Raw genomic sequence first — 20,124 nt, forward strand, 5'->3', positions numbered from 1 at the left:
CGCGCCGCGATGCCTGCCAGCGTCTTTTCCAGCGCGCCGCGATTGGCGGCTACCACGGCTTCGCCGGCGGCACCCAGTCGGCGGCGCTGGTCGGGGTCGTCGGCGAGGGTCGCCAAGGCTTCGCCCAGGGCCTCGGCAGTGTCGATCTCGCACAGTGCCTTGGCCTCGCGCAGGGTCTCGGCAATGTCCTGAAAGTTCTCCAGATGCGGCCCGGTAAGCACAGGCATGCCGAGTGCGGCGGGTTCGAGCAGGTTGTGCCCGCCGATGGGTACCAGGCTACCGCCCACGAAGGCGGCGTCCGCTGCGGCGTAGAAGCGCATCAATTCGCCCATGGTGTCGCCCAGCAGGATACTCGTCTCGGCGCTGGGCGTTTCACCTTGCGAACGCCGCGCGAGACGCTCGCCGCGTGCCTCGCAGAGCTCGGCCACCGCCGCAAAGCGCTGCGGATGGCGCGGCACCAACACCAGCAAGGCATGTGGGTCGCGTTCGCGTAGCCGGGCATGGGCATCGAGCACCTGCTCATCTTCTCCCGCATGGGTCGAGCCTGCCACCCACACGAATCGCGTGCCCCACTGGGTATGTAAGCGCTCACCATCATCACGCAGCTCGGCATTGATGGGTAGATCGAACTTGATCGAACCCACGACCTCGCCGCGCTCGGCGGGTAAGCCCAATGCCGTGAAACGTTCGAAATCCGAGGACGACTTGGCCGCCAGCCAACTGACCGTGCCCAGTGCGCCACGCAGCAGCGGCGCCACCTTACGATAGCCTTGGAAGGCCTTGTCGGAGAGTCGAGCGTTGGCGACGATCACGGGCACGTGCTGGCGTTCACACGCTGCCAGCAGGTTGGGCCATAGCTCGGTTTCGACGATGATCGCCAGGCGCGGACGCAAACGCGCGATGAAACGTCGCGCCGTGCCCGGAAAATCCAGCGGCAGGAAGTAGTGCGTGAGCGCATAGCGCTCGGCAGGAAACAGCGCCCGCACGCGCTCGGCGCCGGTGGCGGTCATGGTGGTGACCACCAGTCGGTGGTCGGCGTGACGCTCGGCCAGGGCCTCGATCAAGGGCCGTGCCGCCAGCACCTCACCGACGGAGGCGGCATGCAGCCAGATCGTCGGCGGGCCATCCGCCGCGTCGGCGATCAATCCCAAGCGCTCCGCACGCTTGTTAGTAAGCGCATGCTCACGCCATATCCGCCACCAGATAAGGGGCGAGAGCAGATACAACAGCGCGCTATAGAGACCGCGTGCGGCACCCGATGCCATCATTGCGCCGCCTTTTCGTACATAGCCTTAACCTTCACGGTCGAGAATGGTGCCGATCATTGCCGTGGTGGAGACGCCATCCTCGAAGTTGAGCACCTGGACCTCACCACCATCGTCGATGACCGCCTCACCACCGGCGATGTCCTCGGGCCGATAGTCACCGCCCTTGACCAGTACATCGGGCAGTACCTCGGCGATCACGCGTGCCGGGGTTTCCTCGGCGAAGGGCACTACCCAATCCACCGCGCTCAAGCCCGCCAACACCTGCATGCGGCGTTCGAGGGCGTTGATCGGCCGCTTGGGGCCCTTGAGACGTGCCACGGAGGCGTCGTCGTTGACGGCCACGATCAGCCGATCTCCCAACCGTTTGGCCTGCTCGAGATAGGCCACATGGCCGGCATGCAGGATGTCGAAACAGCCGTTGGTCATCACCACGCGCTCGCCGCGCAGCTTGGCCGCGCGCACCGCGTCGACCAATGCACCTTCCTCGATGGGGCCGAACTCAGCGAGCTTGTCGCCATGCAGCGCCGTGTAGAGCTCGGCGATGGACAGCGTCGCGGTGCCCGGCTTGGCAACCACCAGCCCCGCCGCCAAGTTGGCGAGCATGATCGCTTCGGGATAACCGTGGCCCGCCGCTAGCGCCAACCCCAGCACACCGATGACGGTATCCCCGGCACCGGTGACATCGAAGACCTCGCGCGCATGCGTCGGTAGATGCAGCGGCGCGTGGCCCTCACGGATCAAGGTCATGCCCTTCTCGCTGCGCGTGACCAGCAGCGCTTCGAGCTGCAAGTCGGCACGTAGCTGCTCGCCCTTCTCGGCGAGCGTGGCATCGTCGGGACACGGCCCGACGACCGCTTCGAACTCGCCCAGATTGGGGGTGATGATGCTCGCCCCGCGATACTTGTCAAAGGCATGGCCCTTGGGATCGACCAGCACACGCTTACCTGCCTGACGCGCGATGGCGATCAGCGTTTCGACGCGATTGAGACTGCCCTTGCCGTAGTCGGAGAGGATCATCACGTCAGCGTCGGGCAACGCCGCCTCGACGCGCTCGGTCAGGCCTTGGGTATCGATCTCCCACAGCGATTCCTCGAAGTCGAGACGCAGCAACTGCTGGTTGCGGCTCATCACACGCAGCTTGGTGATCGTGGGAATCTCAGGGCTGTGATGAAAGTGAGTGCTTACATCAGAAGCTTCAAGACTCGCCTTGAGCAAGGCGGCATTGTCATCCTCGCCGACCACGCCCGCCAGCGCGGCGTGCGCGCCCAACGCGGCGATATTGAGCGCCACGTTGGCGGCGCCGCCGGGACGGTCTTCCGATTCACCGACCTTGACCACCGGCACCGGCGCTTCCGGCGAAATGCGCGAGGTGCCACCATGCCAATAGCGATCGAGCATGACATCACCCACCACCAGTAGGCGGGCCTGTTCGAGGACGGTCAGATCAAGCTTCATGGTCGGGCTCCGAGCGGGGCGAAGCGGACGGCGTGGCATCCAGCAAGGCATCGAATTGGGCAATGACGTCGTCGGCATGGATCAGGCTCATGGCATCGGGGTGCCGCACACGCGTGCCCCACGGAATGGCCTCCGGTGACTTGTGCAGATAACGACGCACGGCATCAGGATAACGGTCGACCACGAAACGCCGCCAGCAATAGGGCGCCGCGCGATCGGGATTGGTGGTGGCATAAAGCCCCAGCGTTGGCGTGCGCAGCGCATTGGCCATGTGAACCGGCCCGGAATCCGGCGCGATCACCATGCGCGCGCGGTCGAGCATGGCCAGCAGCCCCTTGAGTGAAGTGCCGCCAATGGCATCGATGACCGCCCCTTCCGCGCACAGGGCGCGAATGCGCGCGCCCATTTCCTGCTCCTGGGCGCTGCTGCCCCCAGTCATCACCGTGCGCAGGCCATGCTCTTCCCAAGCATGCGCGATCATCGCCGCATAACCCTCGGCGGACCAATTGCGGAAATTGCGCAGGCGCGGATTGGCGCAGGGGCTGATCACCACGTAAGGCACTTCACCGGTGACGCGCACGGCTTCTTGGTAGGCGCTGTCGGGGATCGCCAGATCCCAGCGCAAGGGCTCGGCGTCGACGCGCTCCTCGCCACCCAGCAAGCGCGCGAAGTCGAGAAACGATTCCAGCACATGCGCGTGAGCATGCGGCGTCAGCTGACGGTGGGTGAACCAGTGCTGCCAATCCTTGGCCCGGGCCTTGTCGTACCCGATACGCAGATCCGCCTTGAGGCCCAGAGAAAGCGCGCTGGCGCGCAGCGCTTGTTGCATGTGCAGCAGCACATCGAAGCGTGTGTCGCCGAGCCGACGCCAGATCTCACGCATGCCGGCCAAGCCTGAGGTCTTGTCATAGACGATGAACTCGACCCCTGATAGACCGGCCAGTAAACTATGCTCGCCCTTGCCGATGATCCAAGTGATGCGGGCGTCAGGCCATAGGCGCTGCAGCACGCGAATGGTCGGGACAAGGTTGCAGACATCGCCCAGCGCGGACAGTCGTAGTATACAAATATGCGCGGGACGGACGGGCAGAGGATGCTTCATGCGGTTGGCAACATTCCAAACGGGACAGGCATTCATTCTATATGATGCCGACATTCTATGTGACGCCGGCCAAGGGCCACAAATCGACGCGCGCTGGCTAAGCCCGGACTTCTGGCGAGAGCGCGACGCAGTACTCGGCGAAGCGCCGGGACGCGGGGCGAGTCTTTTCGTCGCCTGCGGCGAGGAGCGCTGGGCGCTGCGGCCCTACCGGCGAGGTGGCTTGATCGCCCGGCTCAGCGACGCGCGCTATATGTGGACCGGTCTCGAACGCACTCGTGCCTTTCGCGAGATGCGCCTGACCGCCGAACTCAAGCAGCGTGGCCTGCCGGTGCCCGCGCCAGTGGCCGCTGGTGTGTGGCGACACGGCCCAAGCTACACCGCCACGCTGATCACGCGGCTGATCCCCGATGTCGTGGCCCTGGCCGAGCGCCTGCCGACGGCGTCACCCGCCCTGTTGCAGCGCGTCGGCCGAACCGTGCGCCGCTTTCACGATGCCGGTCTCGACCATGTCGATCTCAACACCCGCAACCTGCTCGTCGACGCCGATGACCGCGTCTGGCTGATCGATTTCGATCGCTGCCGGTTGCGCGCCCCGGGGCGCTGGCAAGAGAACAACCTGGCACGGCTCGAACGTTCGCTGATCAAGTTCGACGCCCCCGAGGCCATGGCCTCGGTGCGCCTCGGCTACGCGGCATCCGCATAAATCTCGCACAGTCCGGAGACGTGTCGGGCCAGCGTGAAGCGTGCATTGACGAAGCGGCAGGCGTTGGCACCGAGGTGCTCACGCAGCGCGGGGGCCTCGCGTAGCTCGCCGAGTATCGCCGCCCAGGCCGCCGGATCCTGCGGATCGGCGAGCCGACCGCCCTCACACCCAATCAGCTCGGGAATCGCGCCGCTGTCGGCACCCACCACGGCCTTGCATGCCGCCATGGCCTCGATCACCGTGAGCCCGAAGGCTTCGTTACGCGATGGCACACAGACGATATCCACCACCTCGAAGAGCCGTGCCAGATCCCGCCGAAACCCCGTGAACGTGACGCGCTCGTCAAGGCCCTGTTCACGGACCTGCTGTTGCAGGGAGGCGATGAAGGTGGGGTTACCGCCCTCGTTCGCCTCCAGCCCACCGATCAGCACCAAATGAGACTGGCTATCGCCCGCCTCACACAGCCGAGTGAAGGCATCCAGCAGGACTTGCTGCCCCTTGCCGGGCGTCAGGCGCCCCGGCAAGGCCATCGTCACCGCCTCGCGCGGAATGCCCAAGGCGTCACGTAGCGCTTGGCGTGCGGCGGTGTCGAGTCGAGGAACGTACTCCGACGTATCGATACCCAGATACAAACGAGTGATCCGCGACGCGGGTAGCGGGAAAGCCTGGCGATTACGCGTCAGCGTTGCCTCGCTGATCGACAACACGCGATCGACATGCCGGTAGACCCAGCGATGATAGGCGTCGTGTTTGGGCCGCGTGACGCCCATGTGGTCGGTAAAGACAAGACGCAGCTCGGGACACAGCCACTTGAGCAACGCGCCGAGGCGCAAGTCACTCGATTTATGACAATGCACGACGCCGATACCACGACGTCGCAGCCAGCGCACAAGTGCCGGCAATTGCCACAGCGCACGCGAGGGTGAGCGCACACTACGCACTTCGGTCGCCTCACAGTCGACTAACGCTCGAGCCAGACGCGTCTCTTCGAGCGTCAGTACGTAGGCACGCCACCCCTGGCGGGCCAGCTCGGGTATAATGCGCGCAGGGTACATTTCCAGCCCGCCCCAGCCGCGGGATAAACAGATATGCAAGACCTTGTGCTGCAAGGCAAGCTCCTCGGACAATGTTCGACTCACGCGTCGACGCCACCGGGCACAGGAGACTCGATGACCCAGTCGCGCCCACAGCGCATCCTCGTGGTACGCAACGACAAGCTCGGCGACTTCATGCTCGCCTGGCCGGCCCTGGCCTGCCTGAAGAGTGCCTATCCCGACAATCATGTTGCCGTGCTGGTGCCCACCTATACAGCACCCCTGGCGCATGCCTGCCCATGGGTCGACGAGGTAATTCTCGACCCGGGCGGCGCCGCGCCGCGACGTCAGCAAAAAGACTTGCTCGTGCAGCTTCGCGCCGGGAAGTTCGACGCCCTGCTGACGCTGTTCTCCACGCCACGTACCGGGTGGCTGGGTTGGCGGGCCGGCATTTCCCTGCGCATGGCGCCCGCCACCAAGTGGGCCCAGATATTTTACAACTTTCGCATTAAACAGCGTAGGTCGCGATCCCAAAAACCCGAGTACGTCTACAACCAGGACCTGGCCGCCGCCCTACTGCAAACGCTCGGTCAGGACGTGCCGACGCCGACGCCACCTTACTGGCCCCTGCCCGACGCGACGCGCGACGCCCAGCGCCAGCGCCTGAGCGATGAACTGTCGCTTTCTCCGACACGCCCCTGGTGGTTTCTGCACCCCGGCAGCGGCGGTTCGGCGGTCAATCTCAGCGTGGCGCAATATGCGGATCTCGCCCAGGCAATTAGCGCCAACCTTCTCGCTCCGCCGAAGTGGGTGCTCACTCATGGACCTGGCGAAGAGGCTGTAGCCCAGCACCTGGTGGAAACGCTCAACGCACGCGATATCGATGCAGTGCTCATGCCCCCACGCGCGAGTCTGACCGATTTCGCCGAAACCCTGGCCGCCGCCGATGTCTTCGTTGCCGGTTCGACCGGGCCCTTGCACATCGCCGGGGCACTCAATCGCCCCACGATCGGCTTCTATCCTGCCAAGCGCTCGGCCACGCCATTGCGCTGGCAAACCTGCAATGCCGAGATACGCCGCCTGGCCTTCAGCCCGCCTGCCGACGACGCCTCCGCCAGCGACATGTCGCGTATCGACATCGCGGCAGTGGCGCGCCAAATCGCCGACGCCTGGCCAACGCCAACGGCCACCGAGGAAACGCCATGCAACCGCTGACCGGAATCGTCATCACCCTCAACGAGCAAGCCAACATCGCCGACTGCGTACGTTCGCTGTCACGCGTCTGCAACGAGGTCATCGTCGTCGACTCGCTGAGTAGCGACGACACCGTGGCTATTGCCGAGGCCGAGGGGGCGCGGGTGATCACGCAGACTTATCTCGGCGACGGGCCACAAAAGGCGCACGGTGTACCGTTCGCCAAGAATGCCTGGATCCTGGCCCTGGATGCCGACGAGCGCCTCGACGACGATGCCGTGACCCTGATCGAGTCGCTCGCCCTCGACGACCCGCAGACTGCCTATAGCTTCCGACGCAAGAACTACGTGGCTCGACACTGGATTCGTGCCGCAGGCTTCTACCCAGACTCGGTGGTACGCCTTTACAACCGCACCACCGCCGGCTATCTGCCCAAGAAGGCACACTCGTCGGTCGAGGCCCCCAAGGTCGAGGCCACCACTGCGCACCTGCGACATTTCACTTACGAGGACATGTCGCACTGGATTCGGCGCATCGATGCGCTCTCGAGCCGCGATGCCTGGGCGATGAAAGAGCGCGGCGTGCGCCCCTCACGACTGCGCCCGACGCTGCACGCCGTTAATGCGATGCTGCGCAAGCTGATCTTCAAAGGCGGCCTGCTCCAGGGAATGGACGGCATGACGGTCGCTCTGACCACGGCGTTTCATGCTTACATGAAGTACGCCAAGCTCAACGAACTCTACGAACTCGAACAAATGCCACAACGATGAGTCAGATAGGCTTCTTCGCTGTCATACTCTAGTCATAAAGACAAGGACGCGTTCTTATGATGAAGCTGTCACCCACCACCCTCCGCTGGAGCGTGCTTACCTACCTCGGCTTATGCCTGGGGTATCTCTTCACCACGCTGACCATCATCAGTCACTGGTTTTTATTCCCCGTCGCGGCGGTGTGGGTCGCCATCGCCTGGTATTTTCGCTGGGGCCATCCCACACAACGCACCAGCACGCGACGCGTCTTGCCCTGGTCGTCGATCCCGCTGGCCCTGTGGTGGGTCTACCTGTACCTGGACGATAGCTTCGGCAAGGTGGACCTGGGCGCGGTGATTTTTCATTTGCAGGCCGGGATGACCGAGCATGGCGGTGCCAGCCGCGTCTTCGCCGCGGTGATTTTCACCCTATGCGCCATCGTCATGCTCATGGCCTTCACCTGGCTGGTACGCGCCGACCACCGGTGGCGGCTGTGGGAGCGTGTCGGCGCGCTCTTCTTGCTGGCCTTCAATCCGCTACTGTTCGGCCTGTCGCAACGTGGTGCTTCGGTGGTCACCGAGGGCGATTGGTTACGCGATCACTACCGCGTCCCGAGTATCGAAAGCGAGCCGCAAACTCGCCCCAATCTCATCTATCTCTATCTAGAGAGCACTGAGCGGACCTACGCCGACCGCGACACGTTCGGCGACGCCTATGAAGATCTCGCCGCGCTCGGCAAGCGCGGCACCGTCTTCGAGGGACTCAAGCAGCTCGACAATACCGGCTGGACGACCGCCGGCATGGTCGCCACCCAGTGTGGTGTGCCGCTGATGCCCGCCGGATTGAAACATGACAACCAGTTCGAGCCGCTCGACGAGGTACTCCCGCATACCCAGTGCCTGGGCGACCTGCTCAATGCCAAAGGATACGATCTCACCTACATGGGCGGGGCCAGTACGCGTTTCGCCGGCAAGAAGGTGTTCTACGAGGGACACGGCTTCGATCGCGCGCTAGGCCGCGACGAGCTTGAGGATCAGGTCACGCCGCCGGACTATCTCAACGACTGGGGCCTTTACGACGATACCCTGCTCAACATGGCCACCGAGCGCATCCGCAAGCTTGCCAAGAATGACGATCGCCAGCCTTATGCCATGTTCGCCTTGACTCTGGCGGCCCACCCGCCGTTCGGCAACCCGGCTCAGGCGTGCCTGGACAATCAGGGGGAATTCGATGGAGTCAACATTCTGTATTCGGTGAAATGCACGGGCTGGCTGGTACGCCGCTTCCTGCAGCGCCTCGACCGGGAAGGCCTGCTCGACAATACTCTGGTGGTGATCTCCAGCGACCACCTGAGCATGAAGAACTCGGAGTGGCCACAGTTGGTCGACGCCGAGCGCGAAAACACCTTCATGATGCTTGGCGAGGGTGTCCCTGCCGGGAAGCGTATACAGCGCCAAGGATCGATGGTCGATGTCTATCCGACGGTACTCGAAGCCATGGGCTTCACGCTGGACGCACGCGCTGCCGGGTTGGGACGCTCACTATTCGCCAAGGATCCCACGCTGGTCGAAGAATACGGCCTGGAAACCATCAACGACCACATGGCGGAGGAAGACGCACTGCAAACCTACATGTGGAAAGGGGTCAACTGAGCGCCGCGTGCCGGATCGACGCCAATAGCCGCGCCGGTTCGAGATGGCGCAGACAATTCGTGTGCCCCAACGGGCAGTCACGCGCGAAGCATGGCGAGCAAGACAGCTCGAGATCGTGGATCTCAGCGTTTTCGGTCAGAGGCGGCGTGTAGGCCGGCGAAGACGAGCCGTAGATGGCCTGCACACGCGTGCCTACCGCTGCCGCCACGTGCATCAGCCCCGAGTCGTTGGTGACCACTTGCTGGCAGTCGGCGAGCAGATCCACCACCTCGGTGAGCTTGGTACGCCCGCACAGGTTATGCACGCCGTCCAGTCCTTGGCTGATCGTCTCACCGGCGTCAGCGTCCTTGGGGCCTCCCATCACCCGCACCTCGAAGCCCTCGGCCACCAGGCGTTCCGCCAGGCTGCGAAAATGCGCTAGCGGCCACTGCTTGGACGGTCCAAACTCGGCGCCCGGCATCATGCCAATGGCGGGACGATCCGAGAGCCCCAGCGTCTCGTGCAAGCGACGTTGTTCTTCGGCATTCACCTCGAGGCGCGGCGCGGGAATCGCAAAATCCCCGGCTTGCGCCTCGTCCTCAGGCAGGCCCAACGAGACGAAGCGCTTCACGGTTTGATTCAGCACGCTTTTATCGAGCTCACGGCGCGCATTGAGCACCATGTAGCGCTGCTCGCCCCGGAAACCCAAGCGCTCAGGGATGCGGGCCAGGAACGGCACCAGCGCCGATTTCCAGGAGCGCGGCAACACGATCGCCCGGTCGAAGCGGCCCTTCAGCGTGCGCGCCACGTCACGCCGCGTGGCCCAGCCGAATTCGCCGTGCTTGACGTCCAGCGCGACGGTCTCATCGACCTCGGGCATACGCGCCAGGACCGGCAGCGACCAGCCCGGGGCCAGTACGCCAAGGTAGGCATCCGGATAACGCGCCTTGAGCGTCATGAATAGGCTCTGCGCCATGACCATGTCACCGACCCAGGAAGGGCCGACGACGAGCAGGCGTGGAGAGGTGGCAATGTCGTCAGCCATTCAACCAATCCAGGTAGGCGGTGACGCCTTCGCGCACGGTCTTGAACTCCGCCGGGTAGCCCGCCTCACGCAGGCGTGAGATATCCGCTCGGGTGTAGCTCTGATAGCGTCCCTTGAGCTCCTCGGGGAAGGCGATGTAGTCGATCTTGCCGGTGGCGTAGTAATCGATCACCGTCTCGGCGATGGCCTTGAACGGTTCGGCACGGCCGGTGCCCAGATTGAAGATGCCCGATACCTCGGGGTTGTCGAGGCACCACAAGTTGACGTCCACCACGTCGCCGACATAGATGAAGTCACGGCTTTGCATGCCGGCTTCATAGCCTTCCCAAGCACCGAACAGCTTGGGGTTCTCACCACGCTGCACCTGCGTGTGATGGTGATAGGCGACGCTGGCCATCTTGCCCTTGTGCTGCTCGCGCGGGCCATAGACGTTGAAGTAGCGGAAGCCCACCACCTGAGTCTCGAACTCCTCCCAGTGGACGCGTACGTACTGATCGAACAACAACTTGGAATAGCCGTAGACGTTGAGCGGCTTCTCATGCTCCGGTGCCTCCACGAACACCTCGCTACCGCCGTAGGTCGCCGCCGATGACGCATACAGAAAGGGAATGCGCTTGTGCTGGCAGAAGTGCAGCAGCACCTTGGAGTACTCGAAGTTGTTCTCGAGCATGAACTTGCCGTCCCACTCGGTGGTATCCGAGCAGGCCCCTTCGTGGAAGATGGCCTCGATCGGCGGCAAGGCGCTCGGTTCGCCACGCAGTTCGGCCTTCACGCGCGCCAGGAAGTCATCCTTATCGAGATAGTCACCCAGCGTGCAGTCGGCGAGATTGACGAACTTGGTGCCGTCGGAGAGGTCGTCGACCACGAGCACATCCTCGTGGCCGCGTGCATTGAGAGCCTTCACTAGATTGGCGCCGATGAAACCGGCACCGCCCGTCACTACAATCATGTCGTCGATTCCTTCAAGTCGTGCACCCACGCGCAAGCGTGCTTTTCGTCACGGTGCCTATAACCGATTAACCGCTAATTGTATACTTGGCAGTTCGTGAATTCATGGGCCAACGGTACTTCACCAATGACACAGTCGACGCCAGACGTGAAAACCTTCCAGGGCCTGATCCTTGCCCTGCAACAGTACTGGGCCGAACAGGGCTGCGTAATCATGCAACCCCTGGATATGGAAGTCGGAGCCGGCACCTTTCATCCCGCGACCTTCCTGCGTTCCATCGGCCCCGAGACCTGGAATGCCGCCTACGTGCAACCATCGCGCCGTCCCACTGACGGACGCTATGGCGAGAACCCCAATCGCTTGCAGCACTACTATCAGTTTCAGGTGGTGATGAAGCCCTCCCCCCTGGAACTGCAGGCGCTGTATCTGGGCTCGCTCGAGCGTCTCGGCATCGACCTGCAGGTCCACGACATTCGCTTCGTCGAAGACAACTGGGAATCCCCTACCCTAGGTGCCTGGGGACTCGGCTGGGAAGTCTGGCTCAACGGTATGGAAGTGACCCAGTTCACCTACTTCCAGCAGGCCGGCGGCATCGAATGTTATCCGGTCACCGGCGAACTGACCTACGGCCTGGAACGCATCGCCATGTACCTGCAGGATGTCGATAGCGTCTACGACCTGGTATGGACCTACGCCCCCGATGGTTCATCCGTCACCTACGGCGATGTCTACCTCCAGAACGAACGCGAACAGTCGGCTTACAATTTCGAACACGCCGATGTCGACTATCAGTTCTCTGCTTTCGACCACAGCGAAGGCGAATGCCAAAAGCTCCTCGACGCGGAGTTGCCCCTGCCCGCCTACGAGCACGTGCTCAAGGCATCGCATACTTTCAACCTGCTCGACGCCCGGCATGCCATCTCGGTCACCGAGCGTCAGCGTTACATTCTGCGTGTGCGCACCATGGCCCGTGACGTCGCCCACGCCTACTTTGAATCGCGCAAGGCAGCCGGGTTCCCCATGGCCCCCGAGGCTATCCGTCAGGAACTGCTGAGCCGAGAAAGCAACGAGGGAGACGCGTAAGAATGGCATCCAACACTCTACTGGTCGAACTCGGCGTCGAAGAGCTTCCGCCAGGCGCCATCGAATCCCTCGCCAATGCCCTGCGCGATGGCATCGCAAATGGTCTTGCCGACGCTGAGATCCCTTTCGAGGCAGCTCACGCCTACGCCACGCCACGCCGCTTGGCGGTCAGCATCGAAGTACTCGGCGACAAGCAGCCGGATCGCGAGATCGAGCGTCGCGGCCCGGCCCTGGCCGCCGCCTTCAAGGACGGCGAGCCCACCAAGGCCGCCGAAGGCTTCGCGCGTTCTTGCGGCGTTGATGTCGCGGACCTGATCCATCTGGAGACCGACAAGGGTACCTGGCTTGGCTATCGCTATCAGGAACCGGGCGAAGCCACCACGGCGCTGCTGCCGGCCATACTCAGGCGTGCCGTCAACGCCCTGCCGGTGCCCAAGAATATGCGCTGGGGCGCCTCTCGGCTCGAGTTTTCGCGCCCCGTGCACTGGTTGGTCATGCTCTACGGTCAGGACGTGGTACCCACCGAAGTGCTCGGCCTCGAAGCCGGCCGTACCACCCGAGGGCATCGCTTCCATGCCCCACAGGCCATCGAGTTGGCGCACGCTGACGACTATCTGAGCGTGCTCGAAGATGCCTTCGTACTGGCCGATAACGACCGCCGACGTGAGCGCATCCGCGAACAGGTGCTGGCCGAAGCCGAGGTCAACGACGCCACGGCAGTCATCTATGACGACCTCCTCGACGAAGTCAACGGTCTGGTCGAATGGCCGGTGGCGCTGACCGGCCGCTTCGACGAGCGTTTCCTCGAAGTGCCCGCCGAATGCTTGATCTCGTCGATGAAGGCCAATCAGAAGTACTTCCACCTGCTCGACGCCGAGGGACAGCTCAAGCCTGCCTTCATCACCGTCTCCAACATCGAGAGCCGCGACCCGCAGCAGGTCATCGAGGGCAACGAAAAAGTCATCCGCCCGCGTCTGGCCGATGCCGCTTTCTTCTACGATACCGACCGCAAGCAGACATTGGCCTCGCGCCGCGACGCACTGGATAACGTGGTCTTCCAGAAGTCATTGGGCACGCTGGGTGACAAGGCGCAACGCATGGAGACCATCGGCGCGTTCATCGCCGGTCGGGTCGATGGCAACGTCGATCATGCCCAACGTGCCGCACAGCTCGCCAAGTGCGATCTGGTCACGGAGATGGTGCTGGAATTCCCCGAGCTCCAGGGCATTATGGGCACCTACTACGCCCGCCAGGACGGTGAGCCGGAAGAGGTCGCGCAGGCACTTCACGAGCAGTACCTACCGCGTTTCGCCAGCGACGACGTTCCCAAGACGCATACCGGCTTGGCCCTGGCATTGGCTGACCGCCTGGATACGCTGACCGGCATCTTCGGTATCGGCCAGCGCCCCACAGGCACCAAGGATCCTTTTGCCCTGCGCCGCGCCGCCATCGGTGTTCTCAACATCTTGATCAAGGGTGAGCTCGATCTCGACCTGCGCGAACTGCTCGAACTCGCCGCTGCTCAGCATGACGAACTACCCAAGCCTGATGGCCTGATCGATACCGTACTCGATTACATGCTCGACCGCTTCCGCGCCTGGACGCAGGACGAAGGCATTCCCGTCGAGGTCTATCTCGCGGTGCGCTCTCGCCCGGTCACGCGTCCGCTCGATTTCGCACGCCGGGTTCGGGCCGTGCATGCCTTCAGTCATCGTGAAGAAGCAGCAGCGCTGGCGGCGGCCAATAAGCGTGTCTCGAACATCCTCGCCAAGCAGCAACATGACGGCTCGACCACCGTTGATGCCTCTCTGCTGCAAGCCGAAGCCGAGACGACGCTGAGCGAAGCGCTCGAACAATGCCATCAGGCGGTACGTCCGCTACTCGGTGCCGCTCGCTACAGCGAGGCGCTGGATGTGCTGGCTAAGCTTCGCAGCCCCGTCGATGCCTTCTTCGATGACGTCATGGTCATGGCGGAGGATGACGCCGTACGCCGCAACCGCCTTGCTTTGCTGGCCAGCCTCCAGGCCCTATTCCTGGAAGTCGCGGATATCGCCCAGCTACAGCAATAAACACGCACGCGTTGCAGTTCAAAGGGTGACCCCACTGGGGCCACCCTTTTTTTGTTTCACGTGGAACATCGTGCCTACCGGCATTTTATCTTCCTCGCCGGATCGACTCCCCTTGGGCAACAATTGGATTTGTTTCACGTGAAACATGGCGCTCCAGGTTTAGCGCCGAGAATATGCCTCTTCTCTCTTCTCTCTTCTCTCTTCTCTCTTCTCTCTTCTCTCTTCCGCTCGTAGCTCGTAGCTCGTAGCTCGTAGCTCGTAGCTCGACGATTGTTCCACGTGAAACAATCTCACAGGAACATCGCGCCGGTTGCAGTCGTTCCGTGCTCTCTGCCTATCCTCGCCTGCCTTCCCCGTCGGCCTCACGGAACCACTGCTTGAGCCAAGCCACCAGGGCCTCCAGCCGCTGGGGACGATAACGGTCCCGTGCCATCAGCGCATGCATCCCCGAGGACAGCGGCATGAAGTCATCCAGCACGCTTTCCAGCGTGCCCTCCGCCAGCGCCTCGCGGATATCGCCAGACGACTTGAGGATCACCCCCGCCCCCTCCATCGCCCAGCGTCTCAGCAGCGCGCCGGAGTTGGAACGCAGCAAGCCGCTCACCGGCACGCTCAGGGCTCGGCCGCCTTCCTGAAACCGCCAGGGGAGCTGCGGCTCGCCGTCCCGCGTCAGCACCAGGCAGTCGTGTTCAAGCAGGTCCCGGGGGTGCGCCGGGCGTCCGCGGCGCCCCCAGTAGTCCGGGGAGGCGACCACTCGTCGCTCATCATCGCCGAGCGGCACGCCGATCAGGGCGCTATCAGGTAGCGGGCCGACCCGGATCGCCAAGTCGATGCCCCGCCCCACCCCTCGCGACAGGCCGTCGCTAAGATGCAGTTCGAGCGACACTCGCGGATGTCGGCGCTGGAAGGCCAGAAGCGCCGGCCCGATGCGACGCTCGCCGAGATCGTGGGGCGCCGTCACCACGATCTCGCCCGACAGCGCCGCCTGGCGGCGATGCATGCGATCCTCGGCCTGCTCCATCGCCGCGACGGCCTCGCGGCAGCCCTGCAGGAAGGCCGCGCCTTCTTCGGTCAGCGACAGCACCCGGGTGGTGCGGTTGAGCAGAGTCACCCCGAGGCGCTGCTCGAGCCGCTTGAGCCGGTGGCTGGCCGACGACAGGGCCATGCCCTGCTGATGGGCAGCCGCCGACAGGCTGCCGGACTCGACGGTGGCGATGAAGAGCCGGAAGGTAAGCAGTTCGTCCATTCTTCGCCTATTTCGAAGAGTGATTTCGTCATGCGAGTGTATATTGAACAGCCGCCACCGGCGAAGATGAGCGTAGACTCATCGTCAAAGGAGGCAAACAGATGCAACACTTCGCCAATCAGACCCTCTCATCGTGGGCGGCGGCCGCCGCATCGCCCTGAGCGATACATGACCCGCCCATGGCACACAACCCGCTGATCGCCATTCTGCTACATGACATGGAGGCTCCATGAGCCAGCCCATCAAGGCCCTGATCGCCGGTGCCAGCGGCATCATCGGCCACGGCGTGCACCGCGCCCTCGACGCCTCGGACAACACGGTCCGGAGCCTGGCACGCCATCCGATCGAAGGTATGGAGACGCTGTGCGTCGACCTGACCGATCCCGAGACCACGCACCGGGTAGTGGCCGAACAGGCCGCCGACACGACGCATCTGTTCTACGCGGCCCTGTCTCCGGACGACGACCTCGCCGTGGAGGCCGAGCGCAACGCGGCGATGCTCGAGAATTTGCTGGACGCCCTCGAGGCCGCCGGCGCGCCGCTGACCCGCGTGGTCATCTACCAAGGCTTCAAAATCTACGGCATCCACCTGGGCGCCAAGGTGCCGACACCCGCCCGGGAAGACGATCCCAGTCACCTGCCACCCAACCTCTATCAGGCGCAGGAGGCCATCCTCACCGAACGTGCCCGGAAGGCCGACTGGGATCACGTCGTCCTGCGCCCGGACCTGATGATCGACGGCAACGTGCACGGCAACCCCATGAACATCGCGGTGGTCATCGGCGTCTTCGCCGCCCTGTCTCGCGAGCTGGGTGTGCCGATGCGCTATCCCGGCACCGAGGCCGCCTATCGCGTGTTGATGCAGTTCACCGACGCCGACCTGCTTGGCGATGTCAGCGCCTGGGCGGCGACTACCGAGGGCATCGCCGGCGAAGCCTTCAACATCACCAACGGCGACGTCTTCCGTTGGGAACGTCTGTGGCCGGAGGCCGCCGCCCACCTGGGCCTCGACAGCGCCTCGCCGGTGCCAATCCCTATGGCCCAGCACATGGCCGACAAGCAGGCGGTGTGGGAGCGCATCGCCCACCGCCACGGCCTGGTGGAGGATCGTCTCGACCGGCTGGTGGGCTGGGGCTTCGGTGACTTCATTTTCCGCACCGAAACCGACGTCATCTCCGACGTCAACAAGATCTATCGCTACGGCTTCACGCCGCGCTGCGACTCCCGGGAGCGGCTGCTGCATGCCCTGGATCGGCTGCGCGAGCGGCGGGTGATTCCCTGACGCCTCGCCGGGCCCCTCGCCCGCCGCATGGCGAATCGACGACATGTTCCACGTGAAACACGGGGCCGGATCTAACGTCCGGCCTCGCTCGCATCATGCCTCCCCTGCTTGGCAACGGATGTTCCACATGAAACACTACCGCTCCCGACCTATACCGGAGCGCGCCATGACGCCCGCCGTGACGCTCGTCATCCTCGATCGCGATGGCGTAATCAATCAGGACTCCGACGACTACGTGAAGTCGCTCGACGAGTTCCTCCCCTACCCTCAAGCCATCGAGGCCATTGCACGTCTGTCGCAAGCCGGCTGGACAGTGGCGGTAGCCACCAATCAATCGGGTATCGCACGTGGTTATTTCGATGTAGCCACCCTCGAGGCGATGCATGCCAAGATGCAAGAGCTGGTGAACGCCGCAGGCGGGAAAATCGATCACATCGCCTATTGCCCGCATGGGCCCGATGACGGCTGCTCTTGCCGCAAGCCCCTGCCAGGACTTCTAAACGGCATCCGCGACGTACTGAAGTTGGAAACACTTGAGGGTGCCTGGATGGTGGGCGATAGCCTACGCGATCTACAGGCCGGCGATGCTGCGGGATGCCAAAGCTCGCTGGTACGCACGGGGAAGGGAGCACGCACCGAGCAGAAGGGTGAAGGGCTCGATCATGCACGTGTTTTCGATGACCTTGCCGCCTTCACCGACTGGCTTCTCTGCTGAGAAAAAATCGGCTTCTTGCCGCTTACCCTGAGCGCGTCGGCATAAATGCCCGCCGCCCCACAAAAAAGCTGGCAACGTCGCTTGACGTTGCCAGCCTCTCGTACACCTGCTCATCGAGTGCAAGGACGCTTCATCATGAATGTTCCACGTGAAACATCGCCTACCCGGTATTTCCGTTAAATATCCAAATTGGCGACCAGCGCATTGCGCTCGATAAAGTCACGACGTGGCTCAACTTCATCGCCCATCAAAGTGTTGAACATCATGTCAGACGCCACGGCATCCTCGATGGAAACGCGCAGCATCCGGCGAGAATTGGGATCCATAGTGGTTTCCCACAGCTGCTCGGGATTCATCTCGCCCAACCCCTTGTAGCGCTGAACGCTCAAGCCACGCTGGGCCTCGCTCATCAGCCATTCGAGCGCTTCGTAGAAGGTTTCTACCGAACGCTGACGCTCACCACGTGCGACGTAAGCCCCGTCGTCGAGCAATCCATCCAGCGTTTCGCCCAAAGCGGTCATGGCGCGGTAATCGGCGCTGCGGAAGAAATCGACGCCCCACACGTAGTCGGTCGTAACCCCATGCGCCGTCAGTGATACGCAGGGTAGATAAACACCGCGCTCGCCGTCTTCCTGAAGATGGAAGGAGTAACGCGGGCCGCCCTCATAGGCGATGAGATCGTCCATTTCGCGTTGCAGATGATCGATCCAGTGCTGCATGGTCTCGCGGTCCTTGAGGCTATCGCTCTCAAGCCTTGCGGTATGCACGATCTTACGCAGCACGAAGTTGGGGTAAACCCGCGAGAGGCGGTCGATACGTCGCATGACATCGCGATATTCACTGACCAGGGCCTCGAGCTGCTCGTTGGCGATACCTGGCGCGTCGGCATTGACGTAAAGGCGCGCTCCATCCAGCGCTGTCGTGGTCAAATAATCCGTCAGCGCCTGTTCATCCTTGAGATAGGTTTCCTGCTTGCCACGCTTGATCTTATAAAGCGGCGGCTGGGCGATGAACACATGGCCACGTTCGATCAGTTCCGGCATCTGCCGGAAGAAGAACGTCAACAGCAGCGTGCGAATATGCGAACCGTCGACATCGGCATCCGTCATGATGATGATCGAATAGTAGCGCAACTTGTCGGGATTGAACTCCTCGCGCCCAATGCCACACCCCAATGCCGTGATCAGCGTGCCTACCTCCGCAGACGACAGCATCTTGTCGAAGCGCGCTTTCTCGACGTTCAGGATTTTGCCCTTGAGCGGCAGGATCGCCTGGGTGCGTCGGTCGCGCCCTTGCTTGGCGCTGCCACCGGCCGAGTCGCCCTCGACCAGATAAAGCTCCGACAAGCTTGGATCTTTCTCCTGGCAATCAGCCAGTTTGCCCGGTAGCCCGGCGATATCCAATGCGCCCTTGCGGCGTGTCATATCGCGCGCCTTACGTGCAGCCTCGCGAGCACGTGCGGCGTCGAGCATCTTGTTGACGATGGCCTTGGCCTCGTTGGGCCGCTCCACCAGATAAGCGCTCAGCTGACGCCCCATCTCCTGCTCTACCGCCGTCTTGACCTCGGATGACACCAGCTTTTCCTTGGTCTGCGACGAGAACTTGGGATCAGGCACCTTGACTGACACGATCGCCGTCAACCCTTCCCGCGCATCGTCACCGGCCGTGTTGACCTTGGCCTTTTTCAGCAGCCCTTCGGTTTCGATGTAGTGATTGAGCGTACGTGTCAGGGCGGCACGGAAACCGGCCAGGTGCGTGCCACCATCGCTCTGCGGAATGTTGTTGGTGTAGCAGAAAATATTCTCGGAGAAGGTATCATTCCACTGCAGAGCCATTTCAACGCCAATGCCATCTTCGCGCTGCGTTTCGAAGTGGAAAACGGGGTTCAACGTCGCCTTGTTGGTATTCAGGTGATCGACGAAGGCCCGCAGCCCCCCTTCGTAGTGGAACAATTCTTCCGCGCCTGAGCGCTCATCGGTCAGCCGAATCGCCACACCAGAGTTGAGGAACGACAGTTCACGCAAGCGCTTGGCCAGGATATCGTAGTGAAACTCGATATTGGCGAAGGTTTCGGTCGACGGCTTGAAGTTGACCTGGGTCCCGCTCTTCTCGGTCTTTCCCACTACGTCCAGGGGTGACTCGGGCACACCATGATGATAGATCTGTTCATAAACCTGACCGGCGCGCCACACCGTGAGCTTGAGTTCTTCGGAAAGCGCGTTGACGACGGAAATGCCAACGCCGTGCAGACCACCCGAGACTTTATAAGAGTTGTCATCGAACTTGCCGCCGGCATGCAGCACCGTCATGATGACCTCCGCCGCCGAGACATTCTCCTCCGAATGCATATCAGTCGGAATGCCACGCCCATTATCACTGACGGTGACAGACTCATCGGGGTGGATCACCACGCGAATCTCGCTGCAGTGTCCCGCGAGCGCTTCGTCGATTGAGTTATCCACCAGCTCGAAGACCATATGATGCAGGCCCGTGCCATCATCGGTATCGCCGATGTACATGCCGGGGCGCTTGCGTACTGCATCCAGGCCTTTGAGAACCTTGATGCTCGATGAGTCGTAAGCTTGTTCGCTCATTGCCT

Annotated in this window: 16 protein-coding genes; 8 read left to right on the top strand and 8 right to left on the bottom strand. The window is 62.8% G+C overall.

The annotated features are described in order from the left end of the window. The 3 genes from waaA to OP495_RS01325 all read right to left on the bottom strand — a co-directional run. A partial coding sequence (gene waaA, locus OP495_RS01315; RefSeq protein WP_280566652.1) for a lipid IV(A) 3-deoxy-D-manno-octulosonic acid transferase occupies positions 1-1,265 on the bottom strand: 1,265 nt, incomplete at its 3' end. Between the two features lie 27 nt (positions 1,266-1,292). Then, positions 1,293-2,723 carry a bifunctional D-glycero-beta-D-manno-heptose-7-phosphate kinase/D-glycero-beta-D-manno-heptose 1-phosphate adenylyltransferase HldE gene (gene hldE, locus OP495_RS01320; protein WP_280566654.1) on the bottom strand — a complete coding sequence of 477 codons (1,431 nt, stop codon included), beginning with the start codon at positions 2,721-2,723 and terminating at the stop codon, positions 1,293-1,295. After that, complete coding sequence (locus OP495_RS01325) at positions 2,713-3,825, bottom strand: glycosyltransferase family 9 protein (RefSeq protein WP_280564369.1); 1,113 nt, start codon at positions 3,823-3,825, stop codon at positions 2,713-2,715. The genes hldE and OP495_RS01325 overlap by 11 nt, the downstream gene beginning before the upstream one ends. Here OP495_RS01325 and OP495_RS01330 point away from each other — a divergent pair. After that, complete coding sequence (locus OP495_RS01330) at positions 3,824-4,528, top strand: 3-deoxy-D-manno-octulosonic acid kinase (RefSeq protein ID WP_280566657.1); 705 nt, start codon at positions 3,824-3,826, stop codon at positions 4,526-4,528. The two genes, OP495_RS01325 and OP495_RS01330, sit on opposite strands and share 2 nt — an antisense overlap. Here the strand turns inward: OP495_RS01330 and OP495_RS01335 are convergent. Next, on the bottom strand, positions 4,510-5,667 hold the full coding sequence (locus OP495_RS01335) for a glycosyltransferase family 4 protein (protein ID WP_280564372.1): 1,158 nt from the start codon (positions 5,665-5,667) through the stop codon (positions 4,510-4,512). The two genes, OP495_RS01330 and OP495_RS01335, sit on opposite strands and share 19 nt — an antisense overlap. Positions 5,668-5,697: 30 nt before the next feature. On the opposite strand from OP495_RS01335, the gene OP495_RS01340 reads away from it, so the two are divergent. Genes OP495_RS01340 through OP495_RS01350 form a run of 3 tightly spaced genes read left to right on the top strand, consistent with a single transcriptional unit; the run spans position 5,698 to position 9,157 of the window. Continuing rightward, positions 5,698-6,777: a glycosyltransferase family 9 protein gene (locus OP495_RS01340; protein WP_280564374.1), complete on the top strand. Its 1,080-nt coding sequence runs from the start codon at positions 5,698-5,700 to the stop codon at positions 6,775-6,777. Then, complete coding sequence (locus OP495_RS01345) at positions 6,765-7,526, top strand: glycosyltransferase family 2 protein (RefSeq protein ID WP_280564375.1); 762 nt, start codon at positions 6,765-6,767, stop codon at positions 7,524-7,526. The genes OP495_RS01340 and OP495_RS01345 overlap by 13 nt, the downstream gene beginning before the upstream one ends. Before the next feature lie 56 nt (positions 7,527-7,582). Next, positions 7,583-9,157, top strand: coding sequence for a sulfatase-like hydrolase/transferase (locus OP495_RS01350; RefSeq protein ID WP_280564376.1), 1,575 nt, complete (start codon positions 7,583-7,585; stop codon positions 9,155-9,157). Here OP495_RS01350 and waaF read toward each other — a convergent pair. Both waaF and rfaD read right to left on the bottom strand, forming a co-directional pair. Then, complete coding sequence (gene waaF, locus OP495_RS01355; RefSeq protein ID WP_280566663.1) at positions 9,150-10,181, bottom strand: lipopolysaccharide heptosyltransferase II; 1,032 nt, start codon at positions 10,179-10,181, stop codon at positions 9,150-9,152. The genes OP495_RS01350 and waaF overlap by 8 nt on opposite strands. Continuing rightward, positions 10,174-11,130: an ADP-glyceromanno-heptose 6-epimerase gene (gene rfaD, locus OP495_RS01360; protein ID WP_280566666.1), complete on the bottom strand. Its 957-nt coding sequence runs from the start codon at positions 11,128-11,130 to the stop codon at positions 10,174-10,176. The genes waaF and rfaD overlap by 8 nt, the downstream gene beginning before the upstream one ends. A 126-nt stretch (positions 11,131-11,256) precedes the next feature. Between rfaD and glyQ the strand changes: the two genes are divergently transcribed. Both glyQ and glyS read left to right on the top strand, forming a co-directional pair. Further along, positions 11,257-12,213: a glycine--tRNA ligase subunit alpha gene (gene glyQ, locus OP495_RS01365; protein WP_280564379.1), complete on the top strand. Its 957-nt coding sequence runs from the start codon at positions 11,257-11,259 to the stop codon at positions 12,211-12,213. A 2-nt stretch (positions 12,214-12,215) separates the two neighbouring features. After that, positions 12,216-14,282 (top strand): glycine--tRNA ligase subunit beta, encoded by a 2,067-nt coding sequence (glyS, locus tag OP495_RS01370; protein WP_280566669.1) that lies wholly within the window; start codon positions 12,216-12,218, stop codon positions 14,280-14,282. Positions 14,283-14,616: 334 nt separating this feature from the next. Here glyS and OP495_RS01375 read toward each other — a convergent pair whose 3' ends face one another. Next, positions 14,617-15,528 (bottom strand): LysR family transcriptional regulator, encoded by a 912-nt coding sequence (locus OP495_RS01375; protein ID WP_280566671.1) that lies wholly within the window; start codon positions 15,526-15,528, stop codon positions 14,617-14,619. 229 nt (positions 15,529-15,757) lie between these two features. Between OP495_RS01375 and OP495_RS01380 the strand changes: the two genes are divergently transcribed. Beyond that, entirely contained in the window at positions 15,758-16,810 is a 1,053-nt protein-coding gene (locus OP495_RS01380) for an SDR family oxidoreductase (RefSeq protein WP_280566672.1), read from the top strand. A gap of 166 nt (positions 16,811-16,976) precedes the next feature. Further along, positions 16,977-17,525, top strand: a complete 549-nt coding sequence (gene gmhB / locus OP495_RS01385; protein WP_280566673.1) for a D-glycero-beta-D-manno-heptose 1,7-bisphosphate 7-phosphatase — start codon at positions 16,977-16,979, stop codon at positions 17,523-17,525. A gap of 176 nt (positions 17,526-17,701) precedes the next feature. Here the strand turns inward: gmhB and gyrB are convergent, their stop codons facing one another. Further along, positions 17,702-20,119 carry a DNA topoisomerase (ATP-hydrolyzing) subunit B gene (gyrB, locus tag OP495_RS01390; protein WP_280566675.1) on the bottom strand — a complete coding sequence of 806 codons (2,418 nt, stop codon included), beginning with the start codon at positions 20,117-20,119 and terminating at the stop codon, positions 17,702-17,704. Positions 20,120-20,124: the final 5 nt, after the last annotated feature.

The sequence above is a fragment of the Chromohalobacter sp. 296-RDG genome (assembly GCF_029889885.1).
Lineage (GTDB): Bacteria > Pseudomonadota > Gammaproteobacteria > Pseudomonadales > Halomonadaceae > Chromohalobacter.

Excerpts from the sequence above, each read along its gene's own strand:
- hldE (WP_280566654.1), bottom strand. The coding sequence starts at position 2,723 with ATGAAGCTTGATCTGACCGTCCTCGAACAGGCCCGCCTACTGGTGGTG.
- OP495_RS01330 (WP_280566657.1), top strand. The coding sequence starts at position 3,824 with ATGCGGTTGGCAACATTCCAAACGGGACAGGCATTCATTCTATATGAT.
- OP495_RS01325 (WP_280564369.1), bottom strand. The coding sequence starts at position 3,825 with ATGAAGCATCCTCTGCCCGTCCGTCCCGCGCATATTTGTATACTACGA.
- OP495_RS01340 (WP_280564374.1), top strand. The coding sequence starts at position 5,698 with ATGACCCAGTCGCGCCCACAGCGCATCCTCGTGGTACGCAACGACAAG.
- OP495_RS01345 (WP_280564375.1), top strand. The coding sequence starts at position 6,765 with ATGCAACCGCTGACCGGAATCGTCATCACCCTCAACGAGCAAGCCAAC.
- OP495_RS01350 (WP_280564376.1), top strand. The coding sequence starts at position 7,583 with ATGATGAAGCTGTCACCCACCACCCTCCGCTGGAGCGTGCTTACCTAC.
- waaF (WP_280566663.1), bottom strand. The coding sequence starts at position 10,181 with ATGGCTGACGACATTGCCACCTCTCCACGCCTGCTCGTCGTCGGCCCT.
- rfaD (WP_280566666.1), bottom strand. The coding sequence starts at position 11,130 with ATGATTGTAGTGACGGGCGGTGCCGGTTTCATCGGCGCCAATCTAGTG.
- glyQ (WP_280564379.1), top strand. The coding sequence starts at position 11,257 with ATGACACAGTCGACGCCAGACGTGAAAACCTTCCAGGGCCTGATCCTT.
- glyS (WP_280566669.1), top strand. The coding sequence starts at position 12,216 with ATGGCATCCAACACTCTACTGGTCGAACTCGGCGTCGAAGAGCTTCCG.
- OP495_RS01375 (WP_280566671.1), bottom strand. The coding sequence starts at position 15,528 with ATGGACGAACTGCTTACCTTCCGGCTCTTCATCGCCACCGTCGAGTCC.
- OP495_RS01380 (WP_280566672.1), top strand. The coding sequence starts at position 15,758 with ATGAGCCAGCCCATCAAGGCCCTGATCGCCGGTGCCAGCGGCATCATC.
- gmhB (WP_280566673.1), top strand. The coding sequence starts at position 16,977 with ATGACGCCCGCCGTGACGCTCGTCATCCTCGATCGCGATGGCGTAATC.
- gyrB (WP_280566675.1), bottom strand. The coding sequence starts at position 20,119 with ATGAGCGAACAAGCTTACGACTCATCGAGCATCAAGGTTCTCAAAGGC.